This is a genomic window from Mesorhizobium sp. M0659 (assembly GCF_040320605.1).
Taxonomy (GTDB): domain Bacteria; phylum Pseudomonadota; class Alphaproteobacteria; order Rhizobiales; family Rhizobiaceae; genus Mesorhizobium.
The window spans coordinates 22,558-49,079 of the sequence record NZ_JAMYPY010000006.1 but is presented as its reverse complement, the minus strand read 5'-3'; the positions used below and the strand labels follow the sequence as shown (position 1 = coordinate 49,079).

Annotated in this window: 27 protein-coding genes and 2 pseudogenes; 18 read left to right on the top strand and 11 right to left on the bottom strand. The window is 62.6% G+C overall.

The window, feature by feature from the left end; genetic code table 11:
* Window positions 1-94: 94 nt before the first annotated feature.
* The 3 genes from NKI31_RS11865 to NKI31_RS11855 are packed head-to-tail and all read left to right on the top strand — an operon-like array spanning window position 95 to window position 2,899.
* The gene (locus NKI31_RS11865) at window positions 95-1,621 is read left to right on the top strand and encodes a sugar ABC transporter ATP-binding protein (protein ID WP_352651579.1); all 1,527 of its coding nucleotides are present in this window, start codon (window positions 95-97) and stop codon (window positions 1,619-1,621) included.
* Window positions 1,622-1,646: 25 nt separating this feature from the next.
* Window positions 1,647-2,651, top strand: a complete 1,005-nt coding sequence (locus NKI31_RS11860) for an ABC transporter permease (RefSeq protein WP_352651578.1) — start codon at window positions 1,647-1,649, stop codon at window positions 2,649-2,651.
* Window positions 2,651-2,899, top strand: coding sequence for a hypothetical protein (locus tag NKI31_RS11855; RefSeq protein ID WP_352651577.1), 249 nt, complete (start codon window positions 2,651-2,653; stop codon window positions 2,897-2,899). The genes NKI31_RS11860 and NKI31_RS11855 overlap by 1 nt, the downstream gene beginning before the upstream one ends.
* 356 nt (window positions 2,900-3,255) lie before the next feature.
* Here the strand turns inward: NKI31_RS11855 and NKI31_RS11850 are convergent, their stop codons facing one another.
* Both NKI31_RS11850 and NKI31_RS11845 read right to left on the bottom strand, forming a co-directional pair.
* Window positions 3,256-4,017, bottom strand: a complete 762-nt coding sequence (locus NKI31_RS11850; RefSeq protein ID WP_352651778.1) for a GntR family transcriptional regulator — start codon at window positions 4,015-4,017, stop codon at window positions 3,256-3,258.
* 5 nt (window positions 4,018-4,022) lie between these two features.
* Window positions 4,023-5,057, bottom strand: a complete 1,035-nt coding sequence (locus NKI31_RS11845) for a Gfo/Idh/MocA family protein (RefSeq protein WP_352651576.1) — start codon at window positions 5,055-5,057, stop codon at window positions 4,023-4,025.
* A 177-nt stretch (window positions 5,058-5,234) separates the two neighbouring features.
* Between NKI31_RS11845 and NKI31_RS11840 the strand changes: the two genes are divergently transcribed.
* The 10 genes from NKI31_RS11840 to NKI31_RS11795 all read left to right on the top strand — a co-directional run bounded on the left by NKI31_RS11840 (window position 5,235) and on the right by NKI31_RS11795 (window position 15,393).
* Complete coding sequence (locus NKI31_RS11840; RefSeq protein ID WP_352651575.1) at window positions 5,235-6,497, top strand: ABC transporter substrate-binding protein; 1,263 nt, start codon at window positions 5,235-5,237, stop codon at window positions 6,495-6,497.
* 98 nt (window positions 6,498-6,595) lie between these two features.
* On the top strand, window positions 6,596-7,480 hold the full coding sequence (locus NKI31_RS11835) for a carbohydrate ABC transporter permease (RefSeq protein ID WP_352651574.1): 885 nt from the start codon (window positions 6,596-6,598) through the stop codon (window positions 7,478-7,480).
* Between the two features lie 26 nt (window positions 7,481-7,506).
* Window positions 7,507-8,364 carry a carbohydrate ABC transporter permease gene (locus NKI31_RS11830; protein WP_352651777.1) on the top strand — a complete coding sequence of 286 codons (858 nt, stop codon included), beginning with the start codon at window positions 7,507-7,509 and terminating at the stop codon, window positions 8,362-8,364.
* Between the two features lie 32 nt (window positions 8,365-8,396).
* Window positions 8,397-9,440: an SIS domain-containing protein gene (locus NKI31_RS11825; RefSeq protein ID WP_352651573.1), complete on the top strand. Its 1,044-nt coding sequence runs from the start codon at window positions 8,397-8,399 to the stop codon at window positions 9,438-9,440.
* The gene (locus tag NKI31_RS11820; RefSeq protein WP_352651572.1) at window positions 9,440-10,369 is read left to right on the top strand and encodes an ROK family protein; all 930 of its coding nucleotides are present in this window, start codon (window positions 9,440-9,442) and stop codon (window positions 10,367-10,369) included. The genes NKI31_RS11825 and NKI31_RS11820 overlap by 1 nt, the downstream gene beginning before the upstream one ends.
* A gap of 4 nt (window positions 10,370-10,373) precedes the next feature.
* Window positions 10,374-11,465, top strand: a complete 1,092-nt coding sequence (locus tag NKI31_RS11815) for an ABC transporter ATP-binding protein (RefSeq protein WP_352651571.1) — start codon at window positions 10,374-10,376, stop codon at window positions 11,463-11,465.
* 179 nt (window positions 11,466-11,644) lie between these two features.
* Window positions 11,645-12,643: an ABC transporter ATP-binding protein gene (locus NKI31_RS11810; protein ID WP_352651570.1), complete on the top strand. Its 999-nt coding sequence runs from the start codon at window positions 11,645-11,647 to the stop codon at window positions 12,641-12,643.
* 1 nt (window position 12,644) lies between these two features.
* Window positions 12,645-13,514, top strand: a complete 870-nt coding sequence (locus tag NKI31_RS11805) for an ABC transporter permease (RefSeq protein WP_352651569.1) — start codon at window positions 12,645-12,647, stop codon at window positions 13,512-13,514.
* Complete coding sequence (locus NKI31_RS11800) at window positions 13,511-14,314, top strand: ABC transporter permease (protein WP_352651568.1); 804 nt, start codon at window positions 13,511-13,513, stop codon at window positions 14,312-14,314. The genes NKI31_RS11805 and NKI31_RS11800 overlap by 4 nt, the downstream gene beginning before the upstream one ends.
* Before the next feature lie 32 nt (window positions 14,315-14,346).
* Window positions 14,347-15,393 (top strand): extracellular solute-binding protein, encoded by a 1,047-nt coding sequence (locus NKI31_RS11795; RefSeq protein WP_352651567.1) that lies wholly within the window; start codon window positions 14,347-14,349, stop codon window positions 15,391-15,393.
* Window positions 15,394-15,463: 70 nt separating this feature from the next.
* On the opposite strand, the gene NKI31_RS11790 is transcribed toward NKI31_RS11795, so the two are convergent.
* Window positions 15,464-16,165, bottom strand: coding sequence for a GntR family transcriptional regulator (locus NKI31_RS11790; RefSeq protein WP_352651566.1), 702 nt, complete (start codon window positions 16,163-16,165; stop codon window positions 15,464-15,466).
* A gap of 145 nt (window positions 16,166-16,310) precedes the next feature.
* Here NKI31_RS11790 and NKI31_RS11785 point away from each other — a divergent pair, with 145 nt between their 5' ends.
* The 3 genes from NKI31_RS11785 to NKI31_RS11775 are packed head-to-tail and all read left to right on the top strand — an operon-like array spanning window position 16,311 to window position 19,027.
* Window positions 16,311-17,195 carry a fumarylacetoacetate hydrolase family protein gene (locus tag NKI31_RS11785; RefSeq protein WP_352651565.1) on the top strand — a complete coding sequence of 295 codons (885 nt, stop codon included), beginning with the start codon at window positions 16,311-16,313 and terminating at the stop codon, window positions 17,193-17,195.
* A gap of 26 nt (window positions 17,196-17,221) precedes the next feature.
* Window positions 17,222-18,496 (top strand): metal-dependent hydrolase family protein, encoded by a 1,275-nt coding sequence (locus NKI31_RS11780; protein ID WP_352651564.1) that lies wholly within the window; start codon window positions 17,222-17,224, stop codon window positions 18,494-18,496.
* 12 nt (window positions 18,497-18,508) lie between these two features.
* Window positions 18,509-19,027, top strand: coding sequence for a DUF5943 domain-containing protein (locus tag NKI31_RS11775; protein WP_352651563.1), 519 nt, complete (start codon window positions 18,509-18,511; stop codon window positions 19,025-19,027).
* Here the strand turns inward: NKI31_RS11775 and NKI31_RS11770 are convergent.
* A pseudogene (locus NKI31_RS11770) lies at window positions 19,011-19,600 on the bottom strand (ATP-binding cassette domain-containing protein); the annotation flags it as partial. The gene NKI31_RS11775 and the pseudogene NKI31_RS11770 overlap by 17 nt on opposite strands.
* A gap of 79 nt (window positions 19,601-19,679) precedes the next feature.
* On the opposite strand from NKI31_RS11770, the pseudogene NKI31_RS11765 reads away from it, so the two are divergent.
* Window positions 19,680-20,127 (top strand): annotated as a pseudogene (locus NKI31_RS11765) (TIM barrel protein); the annotation flags it as partial.
* Window positions 20,128-20,529: 402 nt separating this feature from the next.
* Here NKI31_RS11765 and NKI31_RS11760 read toward each other — a convergent pair.
* The 5 genes from NKI31_RS11760 to NKI31_RS11740 all read right to left on the bottom strand — a co-directional run bounded on the left by NKI31_RS11760 (window position 20,530) and on the right by NKI31_RS11740 (window position 24,237).
* A complete protein-coding gene (locus tag NKI31_RS11760) occupies window positions 20,530-20,958 on the bottom strand; it encodes a DoxX family protein (protein ID WP_352651562.1) in 429 nt (142 codons plus the stop codon).
* 172 nt (window positions 20,959-21,130) lie between these two features.
* Window positions 21,131-21,880, bottom strand: coding sequence for an SDR family oxidoreductase (locus tag NKI31_RS11755; RefSeq protein WP_352651561.1), 750 nt, complete (start codon window positions 21,878-21,880; stop codon window positions 21,131-21,133).
* A 64-nt stretch (window positions 21,881-21,944) separates the two neighbouring features.
* A complete protein-coding gene (locus tag NKI31_RS11750) occupies window positions 21,945-22,325 on the bottom strand; it encodes an SDR family NAD(P)-dependent oxidoreductase (protein ID WP_352651560.1) in 381 nt (126 codons plus the stop codon).
* A gap of 28 nt (window positions 22,326-22,353) precedes the next feature.
* Complete coding sequence (locus NKI31_RS11745) at window positions 22,354-23,184, bottom strand: SDR family NAD(P)-dependent oxidoreductase (protein WP_352651559.1); 831 nt, start codon at window positions 23,182-23,184, stop codon at window positions 22,354-22,356.
* 426 nt (window positions 23,185-23,610) lie between these two features.
* Window positions 23,611-24,237, bottom strand: coding sequence for an FMN-dependent NADH-azoreductase (locus NKI31_RS11740; protein ID WP_352651558.1), 627 nt, complete (start codon window positions 24,235-24,237; stop codon window positions 23,611-23,613).
* A gap of 156 nt (window positions 24,238-24,393) precedes the next feature.
* Between NKI31_RS11740 and NKI31_RS11735 the strand changes: the two genes are divergently transcribed.
* Window positions 24,394-25,299: a LysR family transcriptional regulator gene (locus NKI31_RS11735; protein ID WP_352651557.1), complete on the top strand. Its 906-nt coding sequence runs from the start codon at window positions 24,394-24,396 to the stop codon at window positions 25,297-25,299.
* A gap of 314 nt (window positions 25,300-25,613) precedes the next feature.
* On the opposite strand, the gene NKI31_RS11730 is transcribed toward NKI31_RS11735, so the two are convergent.
* Window positions 25,614-25,943, bottom strand: coding sequence for a nuclear transport factor 2 family protein (locus tag NKI31_RS11730; RefSeq protein WP_352651556.1), 330 nt, complete (start codon window positions 25,941-25,943; stop codon window positions 25,614-25,616).
* A 92-nt stretch (window positions 25,944-26,035) separates the two neighbouring features.
* Window positions 26,036-26,506, bottom strand: coding sequence for a hypothetical protein (locus tag NKI31_RS11725; RefSeq protein WP_352651555.1), 471 nt, complete (start codon window positions 26,504-26,506; stop codon window positions 26,036-26,038).
* Window positions 26,507-26,522: the final 16 nt, after the last annotated feature.

Here is a 26,522-nt window from a genome sequence, read left to right as displayed (position 1 = left end):
TCCTCCCCGTGCCACGCCGGTTCCTGCCGGCGTGGCACTTGTGGCGTGAGGGATCGCTCCGCATGATAGCAGCCCGACCGATCGGGAGTTCGTATTGACAGCCGATTCCGCCAGACAGCCCGGCGAGGACCCGTTTATCTTCAGGGTCGAGAACCTCAGCAAGCGCTACGGTTCAACCCTCGCGCTGCGCGACGTGTCGCTCGCTATCCGGCGCGGCATGATCCATGGGCTCTTGGGTGAGAACGGTGCCGGCAAGTCCACATTGGTTGGACTGATCTCCGGTCAACGCGTGCCATCCAGCGGCACCATCTATCTCGACGGCCGGCCAATCGAGAATGTCGACGTGAAGGAGATGGAGAAAGCCGGCGTGTTCCTGGTCACCCAGGAGCCGATGATCATCGATCATATAACGGCGGCGGAAAACCTGATGCTAGGCATTTGGCCGAGCAGGATCGGTTTCGTGAACTGGCGCAAGCTCAAGGCCGATGCTTCGCGCATGCTGGAGGGCACGGGCATCGATCCGCAGGTGATGGCTGGCAGGCTGGACGCGGTTGCCCGCCGCAAGCTCAACATCCTGCGCGCCATGTTCAGCGGCGGCAAGGTGATCATCCTCGACGAGCCGACCGCCGCCCTTACGGTCGAGGACCGCGACCATCTCTTCACCTTCATGCGCGATCTGAAGGCGCAGGGCGTCACCTTCATCTTCATCTCGCACTACAATGACGAGATCCTCGAAATCTGCGACGCCTGCTCGGTGCTGCGCGACGGGGCGCTGGCCGGCGGTATGGAGGATGTCGGCAGCCTGACGTCCGAGCAGCTTTCGGAGTTGGTGCTTGGCCGGGGACTGGTGCTGTTTCAGCGCGAACGCCGCACATTCGCGGCCGAGGAGCCTGCGGTTCGACTGCGCGATGTGTCCAGCGGCGCGATCAGCGTCAAGGCGTTCGACCTGCGTGCCGGCGAAATCGTCGGCTTCACCGGACTGCCGGGAGCAGGCGCCAAGGAACTGGCGCGCGCGATCTTCGGGCTCGCGCCCACCCAGTCCGGAACCATTGCGTTCGGGACGGAAACGCCGCGTCCGCTGCCCGCCACCCCGCGTGACGCCTTCGACATGGGCATCGCCTTTCTCTCCGACGACCGGCATCGCGATGGTCTCGTGGCGCAGATGACGATCGGGGAGAACATCTCGCTGTCGTCGCTCTCGGTCGTCGCGCGCGCCGGTTTCCTGCGGTCCGAGGCTGAGAAGCTGCTCTCGGACCGCTACTTCCGTGCCATGGGTATCAAGGCCGCGAGCCCCGCGGCGGTGGTCCACACGCTGAGCGGTGGCAACCAGCAGAAAGTCTGTCTTGGCCGTGTGCTGGCCACGAAGCCGCGCTTGCTCATTCTCGACGAGCCGACGCGCGGCATCGACATAGGCGTCAAGCAGGACGTGCTGCGCATCATCGACGAGCTCGCCCGCAGCGGCGTGTCCGTCATCATCGTCTCGACCGATACGGACGAGATCGTGCGCGCCGTCGACCGGGTCTGCGTGTTCGAGGACGGCGCGATCCGCCAAGAATTTTCAGGCGAGGCGATCTCCAGCGAGCGCCTGCGCCAGGGAACCAAAGAGCGGGCGGATGGATGACAGCCACCGGACAAGGAAAGACACCATGAGCCAAACGACCGCAGCCGCTGCTTCGCCGACCACGCCCTCCGCTCCGCGGCAAGGCGGGAAGTCGGTGCTGGGCTGGGTGCTGCACAACGTCGTGTGGATCTGGCTGATCGCGCTGGTTGTGATCTTCGGCCTGTTCAACGAGTTCTTCTTTACCACCTTCAACCTGCAAAACATCATGGTACAGGCCACCGTGCTGGGCATGATCGGGCTTGCGGTTGCGCTTCCGCTGCTGGTCGCCGAGATTGATCTTTCGCTTCCGGCGAACCTCGGCTTCTCCTCGGCGATCGGCGCCATGGCCTATTCCGATCTCGGCCTGCCGTGGCCGCTGGCGATGCCGGTGGGGATCGCGGTCGCCACCTTGATCGGCTTCTTCAATGGCCTGTGCATCACCAAGCTCAAGATGGTCTCGCTCATCCAGACCCTGTCGATGATGATCATCCTGCAGGGCGGTCTTCTGGCGCTGACCCAGGGCCGCACCATCACCAACCTGCCGGACGCCTATGTGTGGATCGGCCAGGCCGCCATCGGCGGCGGCTGGCCCATCATGCCGGTCGTCTTCATCACGGCGCTCGTCGCCATGGCCGTGCTGCTGCGCAACACCGTGCTCGGCCGCAGCATCTATGCGGTGGGCGGCAATCCCGTCGCCTCGAATTCGGCCGGCATCCGCGTCGACCGGATCAAAATCATCACCTTTACCATCGCTGGTTTCCTCGCCGGGATCGCGGGCTTTCTGCTCGCCTCCTGGCAGATGGCCATCACCTCCAACCAGGGATCCAGCTACCTGCTTTACGCCATCGCCGCGCCGATAATCGGCGGCGTAAGCGTGTTTGGCGGGCGCGGCAACATTATCGGAGTGCTGGGCGGCGTGCTGCTGCTCACCGTCATCCAGGTCGGCCTCGCCATCATCTCCGTGCCGTCCTTCTATGTCGGCATGATCGGCGGCTTCATGATCTTTATCGCCGTCGCCATCGACGCGATCCGCGTGCGCTATTTCGGCTGATGTCACCCGCCGCGCTACCAATCGCCACTGGCGCCGCGATTGAAGCCCTTCGCGGGGCTCTCGATGCCGCAGGGTTCATCGACGGATCGGCGCTGGAGGCCGAGCGTTACCTGCATGACTGGACGGACGACTATCGGGCCACGGCGCTTGCCATCCTACGGCCGAGATCGGTCGAGGAGGTGCAGGCGCTGGTACGCATCTCTCCGTTGGTGCGAATGTTGCAGCGGCTGCCCTTCACAGAAATGTGAATCGCACGTGGAAAAGGATGAAGCATCGGAAAGGTTCCTTGATCGGGACGTAACGGCATGCCCGGCCCACTAATGGCCTCGCCTTTGACGACCAGCAGAAACGTTCGGCCAAAATTACGCGTTCAATTTCTGTCGGCGTCGGATAGATAATTGTGCATGTCGGTTGCCGCGATGGCGCGGCCCGAATGCGACCGCGATCGGATTGATCTCGTTGACGACATCGCCCGCAGAAAACGGGCACCCTGATCGACGACCCTCGCTCTGACCAGGCGGCCCTCTGCCACAGCATGGGCGACGGTCGCGGTGGTCTGCGCCGTCGCGTCGGCTCAAGAGGAACCAGGCAACGAGGCCACTGTTCAGGGACTGCGGCCCGAGGCCCGCCCTGTGCGCGAAAATGATGTGCGCAGGCGGTAGCGATCGCCGGCGTAGCGGATCGTCGAGGAGAGCAGCGGCCGGCCGGCGGTGTCGACAATGAGCTGGCGCATCACCAAAGTGGATTTGCCGACATCGATGTCGAGGTGCCGCGCCAGAACAGCATCGGCATCATGCGCCTCGATCGTGGTTTCGGCGTGCGCCAGGTCGACGCCGGCATCGATCAGCAGGCCGAACAGCGAGGCATTGCTAAAGTCGATGTGGCTGAGATCCGGAACGAGGCTCGCGGCAAAGAACGAGGTGTCGACGGCGACCGGGACCTGGTCGAGGCGGCGGATGCGCTCGAGGTGGAAAAGGGCAGCACCCGGCGCGATCGACAGCTCCTCGGCCTCGTCCAGCGAGGCCGGCGCATGCTCGGCGCGCAACACGTCGGAGGAGGGCGTCAGGCCAAGGCGCCTGGCGGTCTCGCTGAAGGATTCCAGCGTGTTGGGAAATTCCTTCGGCACCTTGGTCGAGACATACCAGCCGCGCCCGTGCGAGGGCGTTAGCACGCCTTCCTCGACCAGGCTCTGCAAGGCCCGGCGCAAGGTGACCCTCGATATCGACATGCGTGTAAACAGGTCGCGCTCGGCTGGCAGGCGCGCGCCAGAGGCAAGCTTGCCTGAGGCGATCTCCTGCAGGATCGCATCGGCGGCCTGCCGCCAGAGTGGTTCGGGTCCGTCCGACTGCAGTGGCGAGCCCTCCATCGTGGTCACCCCTTGATCCTTTCCCACATGCCCGTTCGCATCGAACGGTAGCAGGCGTCAATTATGTGGTTGACGATAACGCCGTCCTCGAAGGTTTCCAGCGGCGTCGTCCCGGCCGCGAAATGGTCGACGAAATGGCGCATCTGTTGCGAAAAACCATAGGCACGGGTTTCCTCGGGCACCGGGTAGACCCAGCCGGTTTCGGAATCGGCCTTTTCGACGAGATAGCCCACCGGCTTCTCGATAAAACCCCAGACCGGTCCGACCGAAGTGTCGGTGACGATGCGTCCGGCCGAGCCGACCAGTTCGTGGCGCAACTGCATGCCGCCTTTTTCGATCCACGACGATTCGATCGTGGCGAGCTGGCCGCCGGCGAATTTCAACAGTGCGATGGCGGTATCTTCCCCAGTTGTCTTATCACCGTGGACGAGCGTCGCGCCCCACGCGAACACCTCGGTGATCGCATTGTCCTTGCCGAAGAAGTGACGGGCGCTTTCGACGGTGTGGCAGCCCATGTCGAGCAAAGCGCCGCCGCCGGCAAGCTCGGCATTCCAGAAATGCGGTGCGTGCGGGCCGGAATGCGCTTCGCGGGCGCGCATGGTCAAGAGATCGCCGATGCCGCCGGCCTGGACCATCTGGTGGGCCTTGGCGATGTTGGGGGAGAAGACCGCGCATTCGGCATAGCCGTGCCAGATGCCGGCGCGCTGGACGATGTCGAGGATGTCCTGCGCCTCCTTGCCGGTGCGCGCCAGCGGCTTGGTGCAGATCACGGCCTTGCCGTGTTTCGCTGCTGTCCTGACGGCTTCGAGATGGATTTCGTTGGGCAGCGCGATCACCACCAGCTCGACTTTAGGATCGGCGCATAGCGCGTCGATATCCCTGTGCGCGGTAACCTTGGGTCCCCACTTCGTCGCGAAGGCCGTGGCGCGCTCGAAGCTGCGCGACGAGCAGGCGACGAGTTTGGCATTGCGCACGTCGAGTAGAGAGTCCGCATAGGTCTCGGCGATGAAGCCCGAGCCCAGAATTCCAACTCCAATCATTCAAATCCTCCCAGATTTCCTGCCATCAATTTGGCTGTGCCCGAGGCGAACAGGCTTCTTGATAGGAAAAGACAACACAATACCACTTGTCACAAGATGTATCAGTAGGTATGGTCCGAGGCAACAGTGCAAACTCGTGAATCCACACGAGGCACCGTGTTGAGGGAGGAGCCCCGAATGCGTTCGATGCATATATCGATCGCGCTGACAGCGACGCTGAGCGCGATGTTTTCCACCGGCATGGCCTATGCCGACCCGGTCACCATCACCTTGAACAGCTGGCGCACCGAGGACATTGCGGTGTGGCAGGACACCATCCTGCCGGCCTTCGAGGCCAAGCACCCCGACATCAAGGTCGAGTTCGCGCCGATCAACACCAATGAATACAATGCCGCTGTCCAGTCGCAGATCGAAGGCGGCGCCGGTGGCGACCTGATCACCTGCCGGCCGTTCGACGTGAACCGCGAATGGATCAAGCGAGGCTATTTCGAATCGCTTGACGGCCTGGCGGGCCTGGAAAACTTCGACAAGACGTCCCGCGCAGCCTGGACCGGCGCCGACGACAAGACCTACTGCTTGCCGGTCGCCGCCGTGCTCGCCGGCTTCTACTACAATGCCGACATCTTCAAGGAACTGGGTCTCAAGGTTCCCACGACCAGCGCCGAGTTCATCGATGTGCTGACCGCAATCAAGGAGGACGGCCGCTACACGCCGCTCGCCTATGGCTCGGCCGAATCCTGGCAGCTCGCCTATAACGGCCTCTACTCGATCGGTCCGGCCTACTGGAAAGGCGAGGAGGGTCGGCTTGGCCTGATCGACGGCAAGAAGAAGCTGACCGATCCGGAATTCGTCGACGCCATCGCCGCCTTCGCAGCCTGGAAGCCGTTCCTGCCATCCGGCCAGGAAAGCCTGAACTATGCCGACATGACGCAATTGTTCACGCTCGGCAAAGCGGCCATCCTTCCCGATGGTTCATGGGACATCAACCAGGCGACTTCGACCGGCCTCAATGTCGGCGTGTTCGGTCCGCCGGTGCCGAAGGCCGGCGACAAGCGCTATCTCCAGGAAATGCCCGACATGGGCATCGGCATCAACGCCAAGAGCGCGCACAAGGATGCGGCGAAGACCTTCCTCGACTGGGTCGCCGGACCGGAATTCCAGGAACTCTATGTCAACGCCGCCCCCGGTTTCTTTGCCATGAGCTCGAAGCCGGTGACCTACAAGAACAAGCTGGCGCAGGACTTCGCCAACCTGAAGAAGGGCGCCGAGCTGACGCCGCGCCTGGCGCTGGATCGGCTGAGCGCCGGCACGCCGCCGCTCGACGACGAGACCTGGCGCCTGCTGCAGGTGATGTTCACCAAGTCCGATGTCACGCCGCAGCAGGTTGCGACCGAACTCCAGGCCGGCCTCGCCTCCTGGTACGGACCGCAGAAGAAGTAATCCGGCACCGCTTCGCGCATGCCTTGCCACGAGGCGGGGCATGCGCAAGCCTGACGGCACGCCGGCCATGATGGTCGGCGTGAAGATGAGGTTTTACGTTGATATCTCCCGCTGCCGCCTATCGAAACCTGCTGCTGTTCGTGCTGCCGGCACTGGCCGTCTATCTGGTTTTTGCCGTGCTGCCGCTGGCGACGTCGATCGTCATGAGCTTTTTCCAGACCAGCGGCGCGGGTGACGTCTTTGTCGGCTTCGCCAATTACGAGCGCCTGTTCACGCACCCGACCATCAGCGCCCGCTTCTGGAATGCGTTGCTCAACAACATGCAATATTTCGCCATCCATCTGATCGTCGAAGTGCCGATGGGCCTGCTGCTGGCGGCGCTGCTGACCTCGGGCAAACTGGCGCGCTCGGAAGGCATCTATCGCACGTTGCTGTTCATCCCGGCGACGCTGTCGGTGGTCATCGTCGGCTTCGTCTGGCGGCTGATCATCAACCCGCTCTGGGGACTGGTCGGCTTCCCGCTGCTGGGCACGGAATGGACCGCGCTCACCACCATCTCGCTGATGTCGGTCTGGCAGTATTTCGGCATCCCGATGGTGTTCCTGTACAGCGCGCTGCTGGCTGTGCCCAACGAGCTGGTCGAAGCGGCCAACATCGACGGCGCCAATGGCTGGACGACCTTCTGGAAGATCAAGTTCCCGCTGATTGCGCCGCAATTCGGGCTAATCGCGATCCTGACTTACATCTGGACGTTCAACGGTTTCGACCTGGTGTTCGCGCTCAACGGCTCGGCGCCCGGGCCGAACTACAGCACCGATATTCTCGGCACCTATTTCTACCGCACCTTCTTCGGCTCGAGCGGGCAGCTTGCCGATCTCGATCTGGGTGCGGCGGTCGCCACGGTCATCTTCCTCACGGTCTTGCTGGTCACCGCAGCCTATTTCTGGCTGATCCAGCGCCGCCTGAAATCCTATTCGGTCTAGGAGCTGAGATGAGCGCCCCGGACCTCATGATACGCGCCACCCGCCGCCGCCAGGACCGCGAACCCTGGACGGTCGAGCGCATCATCGTGCATGCGCTGCTGATCGTCTTCGTGCTGCTTGCCATCGGGCCGGTGCTGATCGTCATCATCAATTCGCTGAAGACGACGCCGGCGATTTTTGGCGGGCCGTTCGATCTGCCGACGGCCAAAACCTTCAGCCTCGAGGGCTACAAGCGCGTCTTCACCCGCGGCAATTTCATCGTCAATTACCGCAACAGCCTGATCGTCACGGTGACGACGATCGGGCTGACCGTGGTGCTGTCGACGCTCGCCGCTTTTGCGCTGGTCGAATACCGGGTGCGGCTGGCGTCGCTGCTTGGCGGTCTGTTCGTGCTCGGCATCATGCTGCCGATCCGGCTCGGCACCATCCCGCTGATCCAGATGATGCTCGCCTGGCGGCTGATGGACACGCTGGCCGCGCTCATCCTCGTCTACACCGCCATGAGTATCCCGATCGCGGTGACGCTGATGGTCACCTATTTCCGCACCGTGCCGACCGATCTCAAGGAGGCGGCGCGCATGGACGGCGCCAGCGAATTGCGCACGTTCTGGATCGTGCTGCCGCTGGTCCGGCCTGGCCTCGCCGCGGTCGCGGCACTCACCATGCTGCCGGTCTGGAACGACCTCTGGTTTCCGCTGATCCTGGCGCCAAGCCGGCAGAACCAGACGGTGACGCTCGGCGTGCAGCAATTCGTCGGCCAATTCATGAACGACTATCCGGCGCTACTTGCCGCGCTGACGCTTGGCGCGGTGCCGCTGGTGCTGCTGTTCACCCTGTTCTCGCGGCAATTCATCAGCGGCCTGAGCAAGGGCTACAGCAAGTAATTTCCGACATTTCGAACTGATGGAACATTGAGATGCAGATAGGCAAATACATCCGCCGGCAGCCCGCGACGCTCACCAGCCTGCCCGCCTCGATCGGCGCGGAGCTCGACGGTTTTGCGAGCCTGCGCCAGGCGCCGCAGCGGATCGTGCTGCTCGGCACCGGCTCGTCGATGAATGCGCTGCTGGCCGGCGCCGAGGCGCTGGAAGAGGGCACGGGCGCATCGGTGATCGCCAAGGAGCCGGAAGCGTTCCTTCGCCTGCCGCCCATGGCATCGGACCAGCGCACGCTGGTCCTGGCGGCGTCGCAGTCCGGCATGAGCATCACCACGATCGAAGCGGTGCGTCTCTCGGTGGAGCTGGGATTTCCAACGCTCGTCGTCACCGGCGAGGCCGGCAGCCTGATTACCGAAACCGGGGCCGAGATCATCGTCATGCCGATCGGCCCGGAGACGGTCGGCCCCAAGACCATGGGCTACACCGCCACGGTCATTTCGGTGCTGGCGGTTGCGGCGAAGCTCGCCGGCAAGAAGCTCGATGTGTCGGGCCTGCTCACGCAACTAGAGCAGACGGCTGAAACCGGTCTTGCCGCGGCGAAGGATCTGGTCACTCGCTTCGGCGTACCCGACTATATCCTGGTCGCAGGCCAGGCGACGCATCTCGGCACCGCGCTCGAAGCATCGCTCAAGATCGCCGAGATCAGTGGCGTGCCGACCTCTGCCTTCGACACCGAAGAGGCCTTGCACGGCCATGTCTACGGCACGACGGACAACAGCCTGGTGATCGCTATCGCGCAGACCGAAACCGAGGCCAAGGTTGCCGCCAATCTCGGCGAAGCGCTGGCCGAGCTTGGACCGCGCACGGTCGTCCTCAACCTCTCCGGCCACCCGACCCGTTTCGACCTCGATGTCAGCTGGCCGACCGCGCCGGAACAACAGTGGCTCGCCGGAAGCTGGGCGCCGATGCCGCTGCAATGGTATGGCTGCGAGCTGGCGATCGCGCGCGGCATCGACCCGGACAAGATGATCTACCCCAACCTCGGACGGCGGCTCAACGTGCGCATCCGCAAGGAGGCGTGATGGTTACCGCGATCGGAATCGACATTGGCGGCAGCCTGGTCAAGCTCGGCGCCGTCGACGGTTCAGGCAAGGTGCTGGCACGTGGTGCCGTGCCTGTACACCGCGATATCGAGTTCGCGGATTTCGTCCATCTGGTCACAGAAGCGACCGAGACGCTGAGAAAAGCCTATCCCGACATCGCGGCCATCGGCATCGGCGTGCCGGGCACGCCCAATCCCGTGACCGGCACGCTCAACGGCCGTTGCCCGGCGATCCCGGCGCTGCTGAAAGGATCGCTGTCGAAACTGTTTTCCATCCGGTTCGGCGTGCCGGCCGTTGTCAGCAACGATGCCGTCAGCGCCACGCATGGCGAAATGCGCCATGGCGCCGGGCGTCCGTTCTCACGCTTTGCGCTGCTGACGCTCGGCACCGGCATTGGCGGGTCCATGGTCATCGACCGCAAGGTCATTGATGGCCCGGATGGCCTGCCGCCGCAATTTGGCTGCATCTCGCTCGACCCGGCCCGCACCGACATCGCCGACCCGGTGCCGGGCATGGTCGAGAACCTCGCCAGTGCCCGCGCGCTGGTCAACCGCTACCGTCAGCTCAAGCCTGATACCGATGCCAAGGACGCCGAGACCGTCGTCGATCTCGCCAAGCAAGGCGATGCGATCGCGCTGCAGGTCGTCGACGAAGTGGCGCGCTGGCTCGGCCAGATGATCGGCATCATGTCGAACATGCTCAACATCGAGGCGGCGATCATCGGCGGCGGCCTGTCGCTGGCCGGCCCGTTCTTCACCGACCGCATTGCCAAGAACGTTCGGGATTTCGTGCTGCTCAAGCCGGGCCGGCCGCCGGTGATCGTGGCGGCCGAGCATGGCAACGATGCCGGCGTGATCGGCACTGCGGCACTGGCGCTCGACATGTTCGCGCCGACGGCAAAGGAATAGCGCCATGGCCGATGTCGAACTGCGCAAGATTTCCAAGAGCTATCAGAACCTGAAGGTCGTGCACGATATCGACCTCGACATTGCCGAAGGCGAGTTCGTCGTCCTCGTCGGTCCGTCCGGCTGCGGCAAGTCGACGACGCTGCGCATGGTGGCGGGGCTTGATCGGCCAAGCGGCGGCGAGATCCTTATCGGCGGCAAGCTCGTCAACAACGTCCAGGCACGCGACCGCGACATTGCCATGGTGTTCCAGAGTTACGCGCTCTACCCGCAAATGACGGTGGCGCAGAACATGTCCTTCGGCCTGCGCATCCGCAAAGTGCCGGATGCCGAGGTGAAGCAACGCATCGCCCGTGTCGCCGACATTCTCGACCTCAGCGAGCTTCTTCACCGCAAGCCGCACCAGCTCTCCGGCGGCCAGCGCCAGCGCGTCGCCATGGGCCGCGCCATGGTGCGCCAACCAAAGGTCTTTCTGTTCGACGAGCCGCTTTCCAATCTCGACGCCAAGCTCCGGGTCAAGATGCGCGCCGAGATCAAGAAGCTGCACCAGATGGTCGCCACCACCACGGTCTATGTCACCCACGACCAGGTCGAGGCGATGACGCTCGCCGACCGTGTGGTGGTCATGAACAAGGGACGCATCGAACAGATCGGGCCGCCCAACGATCTTTATCATGAGCCGGCCAGCCGCTTCGTCGCCGGCTTCATCGGCAGCCCCGGCATGAACTTCTTCAAATGCCGGCTGGAAGCGCGTGGCGACAGGCAAGCGGTGGTGCTCGGCGATGGCACTGCGCTCGCCGTGCCTGCTTCCCGCACCGCGCGCTATGCCTCCCATGTCGGCCGCGAGCTCGAATTCGGCCTGCGTCCCGAGCACATCACCGAGCAACGCGAGCGGCCCGATAGCGTCGACATCAAGGTGCCGGTCGAGGTCGTCGAGCCGATGGGCATGGAGACGCTGCTGCATGTGCTGGTCGCCGGTGCCGAGGCAACGGCGCGCATCGATCCGGCAGCGACGCCGAAGCCCGGCGAGATGGCGACGCTGTCGCTCGGCATGGGTCACATGCACCTGCTCGACCCTGAAAGCGGCAAGGTGCTCTGAGCGCAAAGGGCTCTGGGGCAGGTCAGAACGGTGTCCGCCACACATTCGCCTGTCGAACCGCAAAAACAATATATTATCCGTTGACAAATATAATTTTGGAGCGAATTTTTAGATGCGGCGCCAGACGACCGTGATGGCCCTCAAGGCCATCTCAAACGCAGTCCAGGAATGTGCCGGTCATGATCGACATCCACAGCGTGTCAAAGTCCTTCGTGCCCAGGGATGCCGAGCCCGTCCACGCGCTGAAGGAAGTCAGCCTCGAAATCTACGACAATGAGTTCTTCACGCTGCTGGGGCCGTCGGGCTGCGGCAAGACAACCCTGTTGCGGCTGATCGCCGGATTCGAGGCGCCGAGCACGGGCGCCATCCGCATCGCCGGCAATGATGTCGCCGCGCTGCCGCCGCAGAAGCGGCCGGTCAACACGGTGTTCCAGAGCTACGCGTTGTTCCCGCATATGAGCGTCGCCGAGAATGTCGCGTTCGGGCTGCAAATGCAGAACGCGCCGAACGCGCTGATCGACGAGCGGGTCAAGGAAGCGCTGGAAATGGTGCGGCTCGAAGGCTTCGCCACACGGCGCCCGGCGCAATTGTCAGGCGGCCAGCAGCAGCGCGTCGCGGTGGCGCGTGCGTTGGCGCCGAAGCCGAGCGTGCTTTTGCTCGACGAGCCGCTGTCGGCGCTCGACCTCAAACTGCGCAAGGGCATGCAGAGCGAGCTGAAGCGGCTGCAGCGCGAGACGGGCATCGCCTTCGTGCTGGTCACACACGACCAGGAAGAGGCGCTCGCCATGTCCGACCGCATCGCGGTGATGCGCAGCGGCGACGTGCTACAGGTCGGCACGCCGCGCGACATCTACGACAATCCGCAGGACCGTTTTGTCGCGGACTTCATCGGCGAGTCCAACCTCTTGCCGGGCGCTGCGCTTGGCCGGGATCCGGCGAAGACCATCGTCGTGCGGCCGGAGCACATCGTGGTGTCGCCTGCATCAGACGGCACCAAGGGGCACGCCAGGGGCGCGGTCTCGGCCATCACTTTCCTCGGCTCCGACACGCTCTACGAGGTCGTGCTGGAGGAGGGGGCGAAGCTGCATTCGCGCTCGCGCGGTGGTGCAGCACTTTCGACAGGCGACAGGGTCGTCGTCGACTGGGCGCGGGCTGCCGAACGCGAGCTGGCCAACTGAGATGGGTCCGAACCGCACCTGGCTCCTGATTGCGCCGGCCATGCTGGTGATCGGCATCTTCATGGTGCTGCCGCTGTTGCTGGCGGTCGGCTATTCCTTCATGACCGCCAATCCCTATGGCGGCGTCACCCAGCCGGCGACCTTCGACGCCTATCTGCAGTTCCTCTACCAGCGCGATTTCGACGACAGCCTGGTGTTTTCGCCGAGCTATGCGCTGATCATCCTGCGCTCGATCTATCTCGCCGTCGCCACCACTCTGATCTGCCTCGTGCTCGGCCTGCCGGTTGCCTGGTATATTGTCTGCCAGACGCCGGAGCGGCGGCGGATCCTTTTGTTCGCGGTCACGCTGCCGTTTTGGATCAACACGCTGATCCGCACCTATTGCTGGATCCTGATCCTGCGCGACGAGGGGCTGGCGAATGGTGCGCTGCGCCATGCCGGCATCATCTCCGATCCGCTGCCGCTGCTCTACAATGACGGCTCGATCCTGCTCGGCCTCGTCTACACCTTCCTGCCTTTCATGGTGCTGCCGATCTATTCGACGCTGGAGCGCATCGATATCAGGCTGATCGAGGCTGCGCACGACCTCTACGCCAGCCGCGCCGCCGTCTTCCGCCGCATCGTCTGGCCCTTGGCGCGGCCCGGCGCGCTGGCCGGCGCCACGCTGGTGTTTGCGCCGGCGCTCGGCTCATTCCTGGCGCCCGACCTGCTCGGCGGTGGCAAGAAGCTGCTGATCGGCAGCCTGATCCAGATGCAGTTCACCTCATCGCGCAACTGGCCGTTTGGCGCAGCCCTTTCGACCGTCGTGACGGTCGTCGTGCTGACGGTCTTCGTCATCCGCTCGCGCCGTGCACAGGAGGACCAGCGATGACCGGCGCAAAGCCTTTCGACTGGCGCCACACGCCCGGCCTGTCAGCCTACACCGCGCTGATCTTTCTGTTCTTCTACGCGCCGCTGCTGATCCTGGTGATCTATGCCTTCAACTCGAGCCGGCTGGTCACGGTGTGGGCGGGCTTCAGTTTCAAATGGTTCGTCGCGGTCGCCAACAATGGTGCGATCCGCGACGCCGCCTACAACAGCGTCATCGTCGCCGTTGTCGCGACCATTGCTTCGACGGCCATTGCCACGGCCGGCGCGATTGCGCTGGAGCGCGGCCGGTTGCGTTTCGGGCGCGGGGCGGCAACTGCGCTGATCGCGATGCCGCTGGTGGTGCCGGAGATCGTCGTGGCGATCACCACGCTGATCTTCTTTTCCGGCCTCGGCATGCATCACGGGTTGCTCAATCTGATGATCGCCCACACCGTCTTTTGCATCCCGTTCGCGCTGCTGCCGATCCAGGCGCGGCTGCGCGACATGGGCGGCACGTTGGAGGAGGCGGGACGCGATCTCTATGCCGATGAGTGGCGGCTGTTTCGCCTGATAACACTGCCTCTGCTGCTGCCTGCGATCTCTGCCGGCGCCATCATGGCCTTCGTCGTTTCGCTCGACGATTTCCTGATCTCGATGATGGTGTCGAGCGCCGGATCGACCACGCTGCCTGTCTACATCTACGGCATGATGCGGCTTGGCGTGACGCCGGAGGTCAACGCCATCTCCACCATCCTGCTTGCCGTTTCCATCGTCTTCGTCGCCGCGGCGCTGCTCGTCGGACGGCGCAACAGATTTGCCTAGAAAACAAGAAAACAGACCAGAGGAGAACGACCGTGACCAAATGGAAAGAAGGACTTTCGAGGATCGCGCTTGCCGCCGCCATGCTCGGCGCAATCACCACCACGGCACTCGCAGATGCCGGCGAGCTGCACATCTACAACTGGACCGACTACACGTCGGACGAAATGATCAAGAAGTTCGAGGCCGAGACCGGGATCAAGGTCACCATCGATACCTACGATTCCAACGAGACCGCACTCGCCAAGCTCAGCTCCGGCGCCGCCGGCTATGACGTGATGATCATCAGTAACGACTTCGTGCCGATCTTCGTCAAGCAGAAGCTGTTCCAGGAAGTCGACGCAGGCGCTATGCCGAACTTCAAGAACGTCGATGCGGAATGGCAGCACCGGCCCTGGGATCCCGATGCGAAATACACCGTGCCGTGGGTGTGGGGCACGACCTCCTATTCCGTCGACACCGCCGTCTATAAAGGCCCGACCGACAGTTTGAAGCCGCTGTTCGATCCACCGGCGGAGCTCAAGGGCAAGGTCGGCATGTTCGGCTCGCCGACCGAGGTGATGTCGCTGGCGCTGGTCTATCTCGGCAAGGATCAGTGCAACAGCAATCCGGCCGATCTGAAGGAGCTCAACGCCTTGCTCGAAGCGCAGAAGCCCTTCGTCAAAGTCTACAATTCCGACGGCATCGTCGAGCGCCAGGTTGCCGGCGAGACGGTCATGCACGAGCAGTGGTCCGGTAAGGCGCTGGCAACACGGCAGCAGAAATCGACGGTCAAATACGTCTATCCTAAGGAAGGCGTTGTCGGCTGGATGGACAATGTCGCGGTGCCGACCAGCGCGCCCAATGTCGAGAACGCGAAAAAATTTCTCAACTTCCTGATGGATCCCGAAAACATCGCGCTGCAGCAGAAATACACCGGCTACCAGAGCGCGATCGCCGGCTCCAACAAGTTCCTGGCGCCCGACATTGGCGGTTCGCCGGAGTTCAATCCGCCGGCCCACCTGAAGATCACCTTCGCGCCGTCCTGCGACGAGAAGGCGATCCGCGCCTATGACCGGATCTGGACCAATCTGCGCCAGTAACCAGTGACGCAAAACGCCGCTCGTTTGCACGGGCGGCGTTTTGTTGCCGGAGGGATTTGGAAATGCAGCGCTACGCCCGCACCTTCGTCTTTGGCGCCGGCAGGTCGGAGGCCTCCGCCGCCAGCAGGATATCGGTGGTGACAGCCAGATGCGCCGCCAGCAATTCGGCGGCCTTCTCGGCATTGCGGTCGAGCACGGCAGCGGCGAGGTCCTGATGTTCCTTGATGATGTTGCGCGCCTTTGGCGCCAGCGAGACCGAGCGGCGGCGATAGCGCTCGCTCTGGTCGTAAAGCTGGTCGCGCAGGCGCAGCAGCCAGTGGCTGTCGCAGCCGGCCACCAGCGCCTTGTGGAAGGTCGCGTGCGCGGTCGCCCATTCGTCGCTCGAATGCACCGGATCGTCGGGCGTGTGCTCGGGCGTTCGCGACAGCCGGTGGAGTGCGGCGACCAGTTGCGATTCCCAAGCGACATCGCCGACCTCGATGGCGCGGCGGATGCACAGCGTCTCGATCTGGATGCGCGTCTTGGTGAGGTCGAGCAGGTCCTCGGCCGAGATCGGAGCGGCGCGAAAGCCGCGCTGCGGTTCGGCCACGACAAGGCCTTCCGAGGTCAGCCGCGACAGCGCCTCGCGGATGGCGCCGAGACTGACGGACAGGCGGTCGCAGAGCTCCTGGACCTTGAGCCGGCTGCCCGGCGCGATCCGGCACGACAACAGGTCGGCGCGCAAATCTTCATACGCGCCCTGGGTGAGATTGATCGAGCCTTCCCTAGCCATTCGCTTGCCCGCGGCCGAATCCGTTCCTTGAGGAGCCTTGATACATTATCTCAGCCAGAAATCAGAATGCAAAATAATATATTCTCTGTTGACAGATATATAATTTCTCAACAAAGTCCAGCCTTCACAAACGAGGATGTGGCCAGTGCGATTTGCAGTCTATAAATCGTCGCAGGGACCTGGGCTGGCGATCGCCTTGCCGGCAGGCGAGTTCCGCGGCATCGACGCCAGCGATGCGATGTTTCCGGGCTGGCTGGACGAACTGATCGCCGAAGGCGGGCAAGCGCTCCACGCCGCCGGCGAGAAGCTGGCCTGCGGTCGCAAGATCGATGCGAAGACGGTCGAATGGCTGCCGCCGATCGCGACCCCGGGCAAGATCATCTGCGTCGGCCTCAACTATGTCGACCACTCGATCGAAAGCGGTTTTACGCCGCCGGCCTATCCGACGCTGTTTGCGCGTTTTTCGAGCAGCCTGATCGGGCATGGCGCGGCAATCCGCCGCCCGGAAGCCTCCATTCAGCTCGACTACGAAGGCGAGATGGTTGCCATCATCGGCAAGGCCGGCCGCCACATTCCCTTGGCCCAGGCGCTCAGCCACGTCGCCGGCTATTCCATCTTCAACGACGCCTCGATCCGCGACTTCCAGACCAAGTCGCCGCAATGGACCGTCGGCAAGAATTTCGACGGCACCGGCTCGTTCGGACCGATCTTCGTGACGGCGGACGAATTGCCGCCGGGCGGCAAGGGCTTGCGCATCCAGACGCGGCTCAATGGCGAGGTCGTCCAGAACGCCTCGACCAACGACATGATCTTCGACGTCGCCTCACTGATCTCGATCATCAGCGAAGCGATCACACTGGAGCCTGGTGACATCCTCGTCACCGGCACGCCGGCCGGCGTCGGCATGGCGCGCAAGCCGCAGCTGTTCATGAAGCATGGCGATGTCTGCGAGATCGAGCTCGAAGGCGTCGGCATCCTGTCCAATGTCGTGGCCGACGACGTCGCCGCCCGGCAAGCCGTCAATCAGTAACCCGCCAAACGCGAAAGGACGATGTCATGACAAGAGTGATGTTTCGAAATGCCATGATCTGGGACGGCACGGGGGCTGACGCCTATCCGGCCGATCTGCTGGTCGACAATGGCCGCATTGTCACCATCGCGCGCACACCCGGGCAATTGTCGGGCGAGGGCGCAACGACCGTCGAGTGCCGCGGCATGACGCTGATGCCGGGCCTTGTCGAAGGCCATGCCCATATCTCCTTCGGCGGCGCGATCAAGGATTCCGATCTTGGCCTGATCCCGCCCGAGGAGCATCTGCTGCTCACCATGCGCAACGCCAAGACATTGCTCGATCACGGCTTCACCAGCGCCTACAGCGCCGCGACCTCGAAACTCAGGCTCGACATCGTCATCCGCAACGAGATCAACGCAGGCCGCTTGCCGGGGCCGCGCATGCGCGCCGGTAGCCCCGAGATCACGGTCACCGGAGGTCTCGGCGACGAGCGCCAGCAGCACATGTATCACGAGAGCTTCGGCATGATCGCCGACGGTGTCGAGGAGATCACCAAGGCGGTGCGGCTGTGCTGCCGCGAAGGCGCCGACAACATCAAGATCAACATTTCCGGTGACGACCTCAGCCCCGCAGCACACGGCGGCCTGACCGTCATGAGCGAGGCCGAAGTGATGACGGCGGTGTCGGTGGCGCGTGACTTCGGCAAGAAGATCAACTGCCATGCCCGCGCCGCCGGTTCCGTGAAGCGCGCGGTGAAGTGCGGCGTCGACGTCATCTACCACTGCGAGTCCGCCGACGAGGAAGCACTCGATGCGCTGGAATCGGCCAAGGACCGTATCTTCGTCGGCCCGGCGATCGGCATCATCTACGGCACGCTCTATGAGGGCGAGCCCTTCGGCTTCACGCATGAGATGGCGGTGAAGTTCGGCATGCAGCGCATCCTCGATGACAGCCGCAAGGTCTACACCGAACTGCGCAAGCGCGGCGTGCGCGCGCTGATCGGCGGCGATTATGGTTTCGCGCAGACGCCGCAAGGCACCAATGCGCGCGACCTGAAGCACTTCGTCGACCTCTTGGGATATTCGCCCAGCGAAGCGCTGCAGTGCGGCACGCGGCTCGGCGGCCAGGTGATGGGGCTTGGCGACGAACTCGGCATGGTCAAGGAAGGCTTCATCGCCGACCTTCTCTTGGTCAATGGTGACCCGCTGAAGGATGTCGACATGATGGTGCATGAGAAGAACCTCATCGTCATCATGAAGGACGGCGAGCTCTACAAGGACCAGTCGGCCTCGGTCGCCTCGCAGCGGCAAGCGGCTTAATCGGCAGCCGCCATGCAGCCCGTGGTTCCGATCGATGTCGATGAGCTAAGCGGCATCTGGCGGACCGACGGGCTGCCGATGGTCTATTTGCCCAGGCATTTCCTGGTGAACAATCATCTCGCGGTCGAGGCAGCCCTCGGCCGCGAGGCCTATCGCGCCATCCTGCGGCCGGCGACCGCCAAATCCGCAGCCGAATGGTGCGAGGCGCAGGTGCGCGACAAGGGCCTCGACCGTGAGGCGACGGTTCGCCACTATTTTCAGCGCCTGTCGCAGCGCGGCTGGGGTCAGTTCTCGATCGATGTGCTGGATGTCGCCGGCCGTCGCGGCAGCATCAGCCTCAGGAATTCGATCTTCGCCCTCGAAGCGGGGCAGCAGCGCAGACAGCTCGTCTGCTACATGTTCGAAGGCTTTGTCACCGGCGCCTTCTCCTTCCTGCTCGGCCTTGCGGACCCGACAGCAGTTGACTGCGAGGAGACTTACTGCGCCTGCGATGGTCGGCATGACCGTTGCCGTTTCAAGTTCGCGGCCTGAGGATAGGGGGCAGTGGTTCAACCTGCGTGCCTTTACGTCGCCTTGCCGGCAGGCGCGGCTGTGTCGTCAAACGAGCGTAATTCATGTTGTAGAGGCGCGCATAGAGGCCTTTGTTGGCCATCAGCTGGTCGTGGCTGCCGCTTTCGACGATCTCGCCGTTCTGCATCACGATGATGCGCTCGGCGCCGCGTATGGTCGCAAGCCGGTGGGCGATCACCAGCCCAGCGCGGCCTTCCAGCCGCGTGACCAGCGCGTTCTGGATCAACATCTCGGTGTAGGAATCGATCTGGCCGTAGCCTCGTCGAGTACCAGGATCTTTGCATCCGCCACCCGCGCGCGCGAAAGCTGATGAGCTGGCGCTGACCGAGCGAGAGATTGCCGCCGCGCTGCTCGAGCTCAGTGTCGTAGCCGTCCGGCAGATGCTCGATGAAGTCGTGCGCGCCGACAGCCTGCGCGGCGCGCACCATTTCCTCGCGTGCCGACCCGCACCTCGCCCGACCAGACACCGTAGAAGCGGTGCACCAGCGCCATGCAGCTCGACTCGCCCGATCCGGTCGGCCCGACCAGCGCAACTAATGCTGCCCGGCTTTGCGATCCAGGCATTGGAGGTCTTGAAGCCATGGGAGAAGAAAAATCAAAGTCGGCGCTTTCCGCGGAGCTGCTGTCTTTCGCCCGCGCGGCGGGCATGCGGCTGGCCATCGAGCCGCTGCACCCATCTGTACAGCCGACCGCGCCTGCGTGAACACGCTAGAGCAGGCGCTCGACATCTGCGACCAGCTCGGCGACGGCATCGGCGTCGTTTTCGACGTCTACCATGTCTGGTGGGACCCCGAAGCTTGCAGCGCAAGGCCAAGGGCGGCGCAGCCGGGAAATCTTGGCTCACCATATTTGCGACTGGCTGGTGCCGACCCGTGATCTCCTGCTCGACCGCGGCATGATGGACGACGGCATCATCGACCTGAAAGGCATCCGCGCGCTGATCGAACAGGCCGGCTATCACGGACCGCAGGAAGTCGAGATATTCTCAGCGGAGGACTGCTGGAAACGGCAGGGCGGCGAAGGCGCTCGACCCTTGCGTTGAGCAGTTCCGCACGGTATGTCGAGGCAACATTTCCGGCAGGCAGGGTCAACCCATGCGCAAGGCCATCATCGTCTGGGGCGGTGGAAACGACACGAGCCTTAAGCCAGTGCCCACATCGTCAGCGAACTACTGGCGCGCCAACGACCTCAACATCTTGCGTCGAAGACGCTACACGATGCCGACCTAGTGTTGCCGATCATCACCGGCGAGACGCTCGTGCGGGATGCCTGCGCACAATCTGGGGACGCGGTGCGCCGCGGCCTCGGCCTCGGCGGCTACCACGGCTGCCTGGCTACCACCTTGGATGACCCGCTGGTCGCCGGCTTGCCGGACTTCGACTATCGATCGGAGCACTGCTCCAAGTCTCCGCCGTTATGCCACTCTTCGTCAATCCAGTGGCGAGCCATTTTGTCCTTAGCCATCACGCCCCTCCGATTGAAGTTGAAGGCAGTCCTGATCCCTTCGAGCTTCTCCCAATCATCGCATCAATACTGAAACGTCGGCCCCCAGCCGTGGATATATAAAGAAAGATGAAGCAATATAGTGCGATGGTCTCGCCGCCATTCACAATTGGAGAGAAGCTGTTCAGACCGTGACCGTACCAATAGCCGACTGCGGCCATTCCGCTCGCCAAGAACGCGGCAGGCCGAGTGAACAGTCCGAGCACGATCAGACTGCCTGCGACCAATTCAATCGCGCCTGCGGAATACAATAACGGATTGAGCGGCGGATAGGGGTAGTCAGTTGGAAAATTGAAGTATTTCTGGACGCCATGAGCTAGAAACATCAGACCGCTCATTACGCGGACCAGCGCATAAGCGGGTTCACCGAATCTATAGAGAAACTTCATTGGATACTCCTTTTGAACGGGACGACCGGGTCGTCATTATTCCAAAATGGTGGCGAGGTGCTTGCGTGCGCTGAGAAAGCACGCCGGCACGAACCGGGGTTCGTGCAAAGCGCTGTCGCATGGGAACCTCTTTTCTATTTTCGTACGGGACGATGCAACCGGCCTGCGCTGATCACTTGGGTAGGCCCTGATAGCCGGCCGGGCCGGCCGATTGGCCGCCGTCGCCGGCCACTTCGTCGCCGGTGACGAAGCGGGAATCGTCGGAAGCAAAGAATAGGACGATAGCGGCGATGTCGTCGGGCTCGCCCACGCGACCGAGCGCAATATTGCTTACGTCAAACGTGACGCCGCGGGTCATCGGCGTATTGGTCTGTCCGGGATGCACCGCATTCACGCGGATTCCGTACGCGCCGAGTTCAAGCGCGGCGACTTTTGTCAGCCCACGGACCGCCCATTTAGACATGACATAGCCGGACATCCTGGGAATGCCCTGCAGCGCGCCGACGGAGCCGATATTGACGATCGATCCGCCGCCAGCCCGCTTCATCGCCGGGACCACGGCCTGGATGCCGTTGAAGACCCCGATCAGATTCACGTCCAAGGTGCGCTGCAGCCGCGCGACGTCCCATTGCTCTAGCGGCGCGGGATCCGCGATCGCTGCATTGTTGACGAGAATGTCCACGGTGCCGAACCGCTTCCCCGTGCGCTGGACGACGCCGACCCATTCCTCGGCCGATCGCACATCGAGCTTTTCGAAAACGGCATTTGGTCCCAGTTCGGACGCAAGCTTGCTCCCTGCATCAGCGTCCACGTCGGCGATGATTGCGTTCGCGCCCTCGGCGATGAGGCGCCGGACCGAGGCTTCGCCCATGCCCATCGCGCCGCCCGTGACGATCGCTGTTTTTCCGGCTACACGTCCCATGGTTATTTCCTTTTGCGTATCTCTTGCCGCCAGGCGCGGCTAGTGGCGCCTTGCAGGCTGGTTTTCATGTGCACTGTGATGGCTCAGCGATCCTCATTGTGGTGAGGGTGCGGGTCACCCCGCGGCGTTCGCTTATGATCAAGGCGTCCCCCGACACGTGAATTGAAGGGATCGCGATGCCGGCGTTGTTGACCAGGACATCGACCGAGCCGAAGAAGCTTTCGGTGTTATCGGCCACTTCATCCCATTGCTCCGGCGATCGGACGTCCAGTCTCTCGAACCGCGCCTTCGGGCCGAGCTCCGAGGCGAGAGCATCGGCAGCGTCAGCATCGACAACGGCGATAACGACGTTGGCGCCTTCGGCGGCAAGGAGGCGGACCGCGGCCTCGCCCATGCCTTTGCCGCCGCCGGTGACGATCGCAGTCTTTCCTTCCATGCGCGTCATCTCAGGTCTCCTTTTGTTGGTACGACGGTCAGGCCGTGAAGTCGGTGCTTCGGCTCAGGCCTTCCCACTTGATGCGTTCGTTATGGGTCTGCCGATCTGCAGCGAGCAGCGTGTCGAGCGCGCTGTTGCCCATCGCAAGGCGCACCGGAGTGTTCTCAGCGGCAAGCGCAGCCAAGATCGCATGTGCGATCTTCACCGGATCGCCGGGCTCCTTGCCAGCGACCTCGTCCACATGCTGGCGCAGCTTGCCTACGCTATCGCGGTAATCCGGTGTCATGGGCGATTCACTGATGGCGGGTCCGGCGAAATTGGTCCTCATCGCTCCGGGCTGAACGATCATCACCTTGATCCCCAGCGCCGAGACTTCCTGCGCCAACGCGATGGACAGGCCCTCCAGGGCGAACTTGCCAGCGGAGTAGCTCGACATACCTGGCACCGACATCTGGCCCGCCTGGCTACTGATCTGAACGATGGCACCGGTGCGACGACTCCGCATGTGAGGCAGGACGGCCTTGGTAAGGCGCACCGGACCGAAGAGTACCAACTCGATAAGCGATCGAAGGTCGCTTTCGGGCGTATCCTCTACTGAGCCGATGTGCCCACGACCTGCTGCATTGACCAGAACGTCGATCCGATCGAACCGATTGATCGCATCGGCAACGACATTATCGACCTGCGACTGGTTCGTGACGTCCATCTCTACCGCAATGGCGCGATCTGAATAGGTGGTGACAAGTTCGGCAGCGCCATCAGTACGACGGTCGGCCAGCAACACGGTGTCACCCTGTTCCAGCGCTGCTCGCGCTATCTCTCGGCCAAGCCCAGAGGCAGCCCCCGTAACAAGCCAAATCTTACTCATCTTTCTACTCCTTGGATAAAAATGCATGCCCACAAGCGGGCGCGAGATCGCCCGAGCCGCGCTCGCGCGGAGCACGCATAGAACTCGCGGCCACCTCGCTGCTTGAAACGAGCCTCGCGATATTCAAGATAGAGGCGGCGATTTCGCCAGTGATCTGGGTACGAACGGGCCGTTCCAGGACGCGCTCGTGAAGCCGCTGACCGGCACAGAGCACGACGCGCGCACCCTGGTCGCCAGCTCTTACACCATCGTCGAGATCGTTACGCCCCGGCGACCGGAGGACAGGGGTCCGTTCGTGTTGCTGATGGGAGACCCGGTGCCGAAAAATCGGGTGAAGGCGACCACGCTCGGGATTTGCGCGCGAGGTGGGGTTGGGCGGCGCCACGTACCCGTATGGCGTTCGTGTCATGGTTTTCTCCATTGGAGTTAAGCCGCCAAAGCGGCCACTCGCCGGGCGAGCCTCACGATTTCCTCGCGCGCGCCAGCGATGGCTTCCTCGCGGGCCTCGGGCCCGAAGCCGATCTTTTCGGCCCTGATGAAGGTGACGTCGGTGATGCCCATGAAGCCGAGCAAATGCAGGATATAGGGCTCCTGAAAATCTATCGCCGAGCTAGGACCGTCCGAATAGAAGCCGCCCCGGCTCTCGACCACGATCGCTCGCCGACCTACCAGGAGGCCCTTCGGGCCCGCTTCGGAATAAGAAAAAGTCTCGCCCGCCCGGAGCACATAATCGAACCAGGCGCGTAGGCCGGTTGGCAGCCCGAAATTATACATGGGCGCGCCAAAGATGATGGTATCGGCGGCGCGCAGTTCCCCAAGAAGCTGGTCTGAAAGTTTTCGGCTCTGATGCTCTTCGTCCGTGGCGGGCGAACCACGCACCCCCTCGACATTATCGGCCGTGAGATGCGGAACAGGCTTCGCGCCTAGGTCGCGTTCCGTTACGCGGACGCCGGGATTGAGCCGGGTAACCGCCGCAACAACGTCGGCGACAAGCAGGCGAGAAACGCTGTCGTTGCCCGACACGCTGCTATTGATAACAAGAATATTATGCATGAGAGCCTCCTTTGTCAGATGTCAGAGCAGACGTAAGGAAGGCGAGCTCAGCAGGTTAGCCCCAGGATTCCGCTTTCAATGTTGCAATTTCGGCAACGCTGAAGTAAGAGCGACGCTTCAGAGGGCGAGAATTGGCAACCTCTTCAGGCGTCCCCCATGTTCGATTTTGAGGAACTGCGCAGCTTTGTCGCCGTCGCCGAATATGGCGGGATAACGCCGGGTGCACGTCACCTCGGGCTGTCGAAATCGATCGTAAGCCGGCGGCTTACTCGACTCGAACAAGAACTCGGTACTCAACTCCTTCGTCGAACGACCCGCGGCGCAACCTTGACGGAGGCGGGGGCTACTTTTCGCGATCATTCCGCCCGTGTCATCGCCGAACTGGAAGCTGCTCGAGAAGCGGTCTCATCGGACGGCGAGCTTAGGGGACTTCTAAGGCTCGCCGCGCCCCTGTCGTTCGGCTCGACGCTGGCGCCGGTCATGGCTGAAATGGTACGAGCCCATCCCAAGCTTCAGTTTCAAGTATCCTTCAGCGACGCGCTCGTGGATTTGGTCGGGGGCGGGTATGATGCTGCTGTGCGCATAAGCATGATGCCGAATTCGACATTGGTCGCCCGGCGCATTGGCCAAGTCGAAGGCAGGATCGTCGCCAGCCCGGACTATCTCGCCCAGCACCGTACGTTGGAGTCGCTGGATGACTTACAGCACCACGACGCGCTGCTGCTGGGGACGAGCGCCTGGTACGTCAAATACCGGGGAAAGGTCAAGAAACTGCATCCCCATGGCAGATTTCAAGCGGACAGCGGCCTTGCCATACTATCAGCGGCGGTCGCGGGTATGGGTATTGCCATGCTGCCCGACTTCTTGGCAGATCATCACATCAGCCGAGGGGAGTTGGTCAGATTGCTTCCCGCCAATGAGCCGCCTCCCACGCCCCTCCAGGTAGTGCGCGCGGGCGGCGGCAACACACCGCGTAAAGTGGCGGTGATGACGAATTTTCTCATCCGGCATCTAGCGGCGCGACACTCGGCGGTCGACGAAACCGTCCCGGCCGCGCCGTGACCGCGTCTGGCAGACCGAGCCCTAACGGAGCGGCGGGTCAGCATATACCCAACGAAACAGCGGACATTTTGGGTACTCCACGCCAAGCTCAGGAATTGGCCCCAGCGGACCTTTTCCGGTAGCCCAATTCAAGCTGTTGAACCTAGCGATGGGTCACTACCACCAAGGATGTCTTCTGTCGTTTTAGATGACAAGGCTTTCAAGCGATTTTAGAGCGAAGTCCGGAGGATGGCACTCCTCCTTCGGACTTCAGAGTGCGGACCGATTGTTTGGCAGTCTCGCCCAAATTCTGGTGTGACATCAACCGCGTTAGACTATGTGGTGATCTCCAGCTCTTGGATAAGGTCGCCGTCGATGACGAAAAAGTAACGTAGGTCCACTGGGCTGCCGGGAAAATTGCCAGTCAAATGGCTTGTGACCACCGTCCGCCTGCCGTCAGTCGTGATCTCGAACGGCTCGACCGTGTATTCGTACTTCTTGGATGAGTTGTATTTCCAATCTCGGATCTCATCCCGCCCCAGATAGGTATTACCTTCATCCTTGACGAAAGCGGTCTCGACAAAGCACCGCGAGACCTCGTCGGCGTTGTTTTTCTCGTCCGCCGCAAAATAGGTTGCAATCGCTTTTGGCAGTTCGATAGCCATGATCATTCTCCTCGATGACGTGTTTGGATGGGTGGACGCGAGGGACGCGGCGGCAACGCAAACTGCCATCGCGCCTCAGGTTAAAGGGAAGCCTAGCGACGGCTACCCAGCTCACCAGTCGAGCTCTTGGTGCGCGATGAAACCATGTCTTTCGCCACGAAGGTCAGCGCCGCGACCGCATCGACCGGATCAGGGTTGCCGCCGTGGCCGCGACCCTCGAATGTGCTGTCGAGGAGGTTGCGCAGTGCCCTGTTCATCTCCATCGGCATCAACGAGATCATGCAGACTTCTTCGAGCGATGCAGACTCAGCGACATCGATCAACTCGTCTTTCAGGTCTTCGCGAGTATAGGTAATAATGTAGTTGTAATCCTGCTCTACCGTAAATAGCTTGTGCTCACGCAGGCCCTCCGCAACATCGCTCTCATTGAAGTTCCAGAGAAACTTGGCAGGGCCGCCAACGACCGGACCGCCGAGCACCAGCTGCCTGGCCATTAACGCGTCCAGAATTCGGTTTGCCTGAACGGTCTGCTCGGCACTGATCAAGACTTGATAGTACTGCATGTGTTTTTCCTTCGCT

Coding starts and splice junctions, on each gene's coding strand:
- NKI31_RS11860 (WP_352651578.1), top strand. CDS start 1,647: ATGAGCCAAACGACCGCAGCCGCTGCTTCGCCGACCACGCCCTCCGCT.
- NKI31_RS11855 (WP_352651577.1), top strand. CDS start 2,651: ATGTCACCCGCCGCGCTACCAATCGCCACTGGCGCCGCGATTGAAGCC.
- NKI31_RS11850 (WP_352651778.1), bottom strand. CDS start 4,017: ATGGAGGGCTCGCCACTGCAGTCGGACGGACCCGAACCACTCTGGCGG.
- NKI31_RS11845 (WP_352651576.1), bottom strand. CDS start 5,057: ATGATTGGAGTTGGAATTCTGGGCTCGGGCTTCATCGCCGAGACCTAT.
- NKI31_RS11840 (WP_352651575.1), top strand. CDS start 5,235: ATGCGTTCGATGCATATATCGATCGCGCTGACAGCGACGCTGAGCGCG.
- NKI31_RS11830 (WP_352651777.1), top strand. CDS start 7,507: ATGATACGCGCCACCCGCCGCCGCCAGGACCGCGAACCCTGGACGGTC.
- NKI31_RS11825 (WP_352651573.1), top strand. CDS start 8,397: ATGCAGATAGGCAAATACATCCGCCGGCAGCCCGCGACGCTCACCAGC.
- NKI31_RS11820 (WP_352651572.1), top strand. CDS start 9,440: ATGGTTACCGCGATCGGAATCGACATTGGCGGCAGCCTGGTCAAGCTC.
- NKI31_RS11815 (WP_352651571.1), top strand. CDS start 10,374: ATGGCCGATGTCGAACTGCGCAAGATTTCCAAGAGCTATCAGAACCTG.
- NKI31_RS11810 (WP_352651570.1), top strand. CDS start 11,645: ATGATCGACATCCACAGCGTGTCAAAGTCCTTCGTGCCCAGGGATGCC.
- NKI31_RS11805 (WP_352651569.1), top strand. CDS start 12,645: ATGGGTCCGAACCGCACCTGGCTCCTGATTGCGCCGGCCATGCTGGTG.
- NKI31_RS11800 (WP_352651568.1), top strand. CDS start 13,511: ATGACCGGCGCAAAGCCTTTCGACTGGCGCCACACGCCCGGCCTGTCA.
- NKI31_RS11790 (WP_352651566.1), bottom strand. CDS start 16,165: ATGGCTAGGGAAGGCTCGATCAATCTCACCCAGGGCGCGTATGAAGAT.
- NKI31_RS11780 (WP_352651564.1), top strand. CDS start 17,222: ATGACAAGAGTGATGTTTCGAAATGCCATGATCTGGGACGGCACGGGG.
- NKI31_RS11775 (WP_352651563.1), top strand. CDS start 18,509: ATGCAGCCCGTGGTTCCGATCGATGTCGATGAGCTAAGCGGCATCTGG.
- NKI31_RS11760 (WP_352651562.1), bottom strand. CDS start 20,958: ATGAAGTTTCTCTATAGATTCGGTGAACCCGCTTATGCGCTGGTCCGC.
- NKI31_RS11755 (WP_352651561.1), bottom strand. CDS start 21,880: ATGGGACGTGTAGCCGGAAAAACAGCGATCGTCACGGGCGGCGCGATG.
- NKI31_RS11750 (WP_352651560.1), bottom strand. CDS start 22,325: ATGACGCGCATGGAAGGAAAGACTGCGATCGTCACCGGCGGCGGCAAA.
- NKI31_RS11745 (WP_352651559.1), bottom strand. CDS start 23,184: ATGAGTAAGATTTGGCTTGTTACGGGGGCTGCCTCTGGGCTTGGCCGA.
- NKI31_RS11740 (WP_352651558.1), bottom strand. CDS start 24,237: ATGCATAATATTCTTGTTATCAATAGCAGCGTGTCGGGCAACGACAGC.
- NKI31_RS11735 (WP_352651557.1), top strand. CDS start 24,394: ATGTTCGATTTTGAGGAACTGCGCAGCTTTGTCGCCGTCGCCGAATAT.
- NKI31_RS11730 (WP_352651556.1), bottom strand. CDS start 25,943: ATGGCTATCGAACTGCCAAAAGCGATTGCAACCTATTTTGCGGCGGAC.
- NKI31_RS11725 (WP_352651555.1), bottom strand. CDS start 26,506: ATGCAGTACTATCAAGTCTTGATCAGTGCCGAGCAGACCGTTCAGGCA.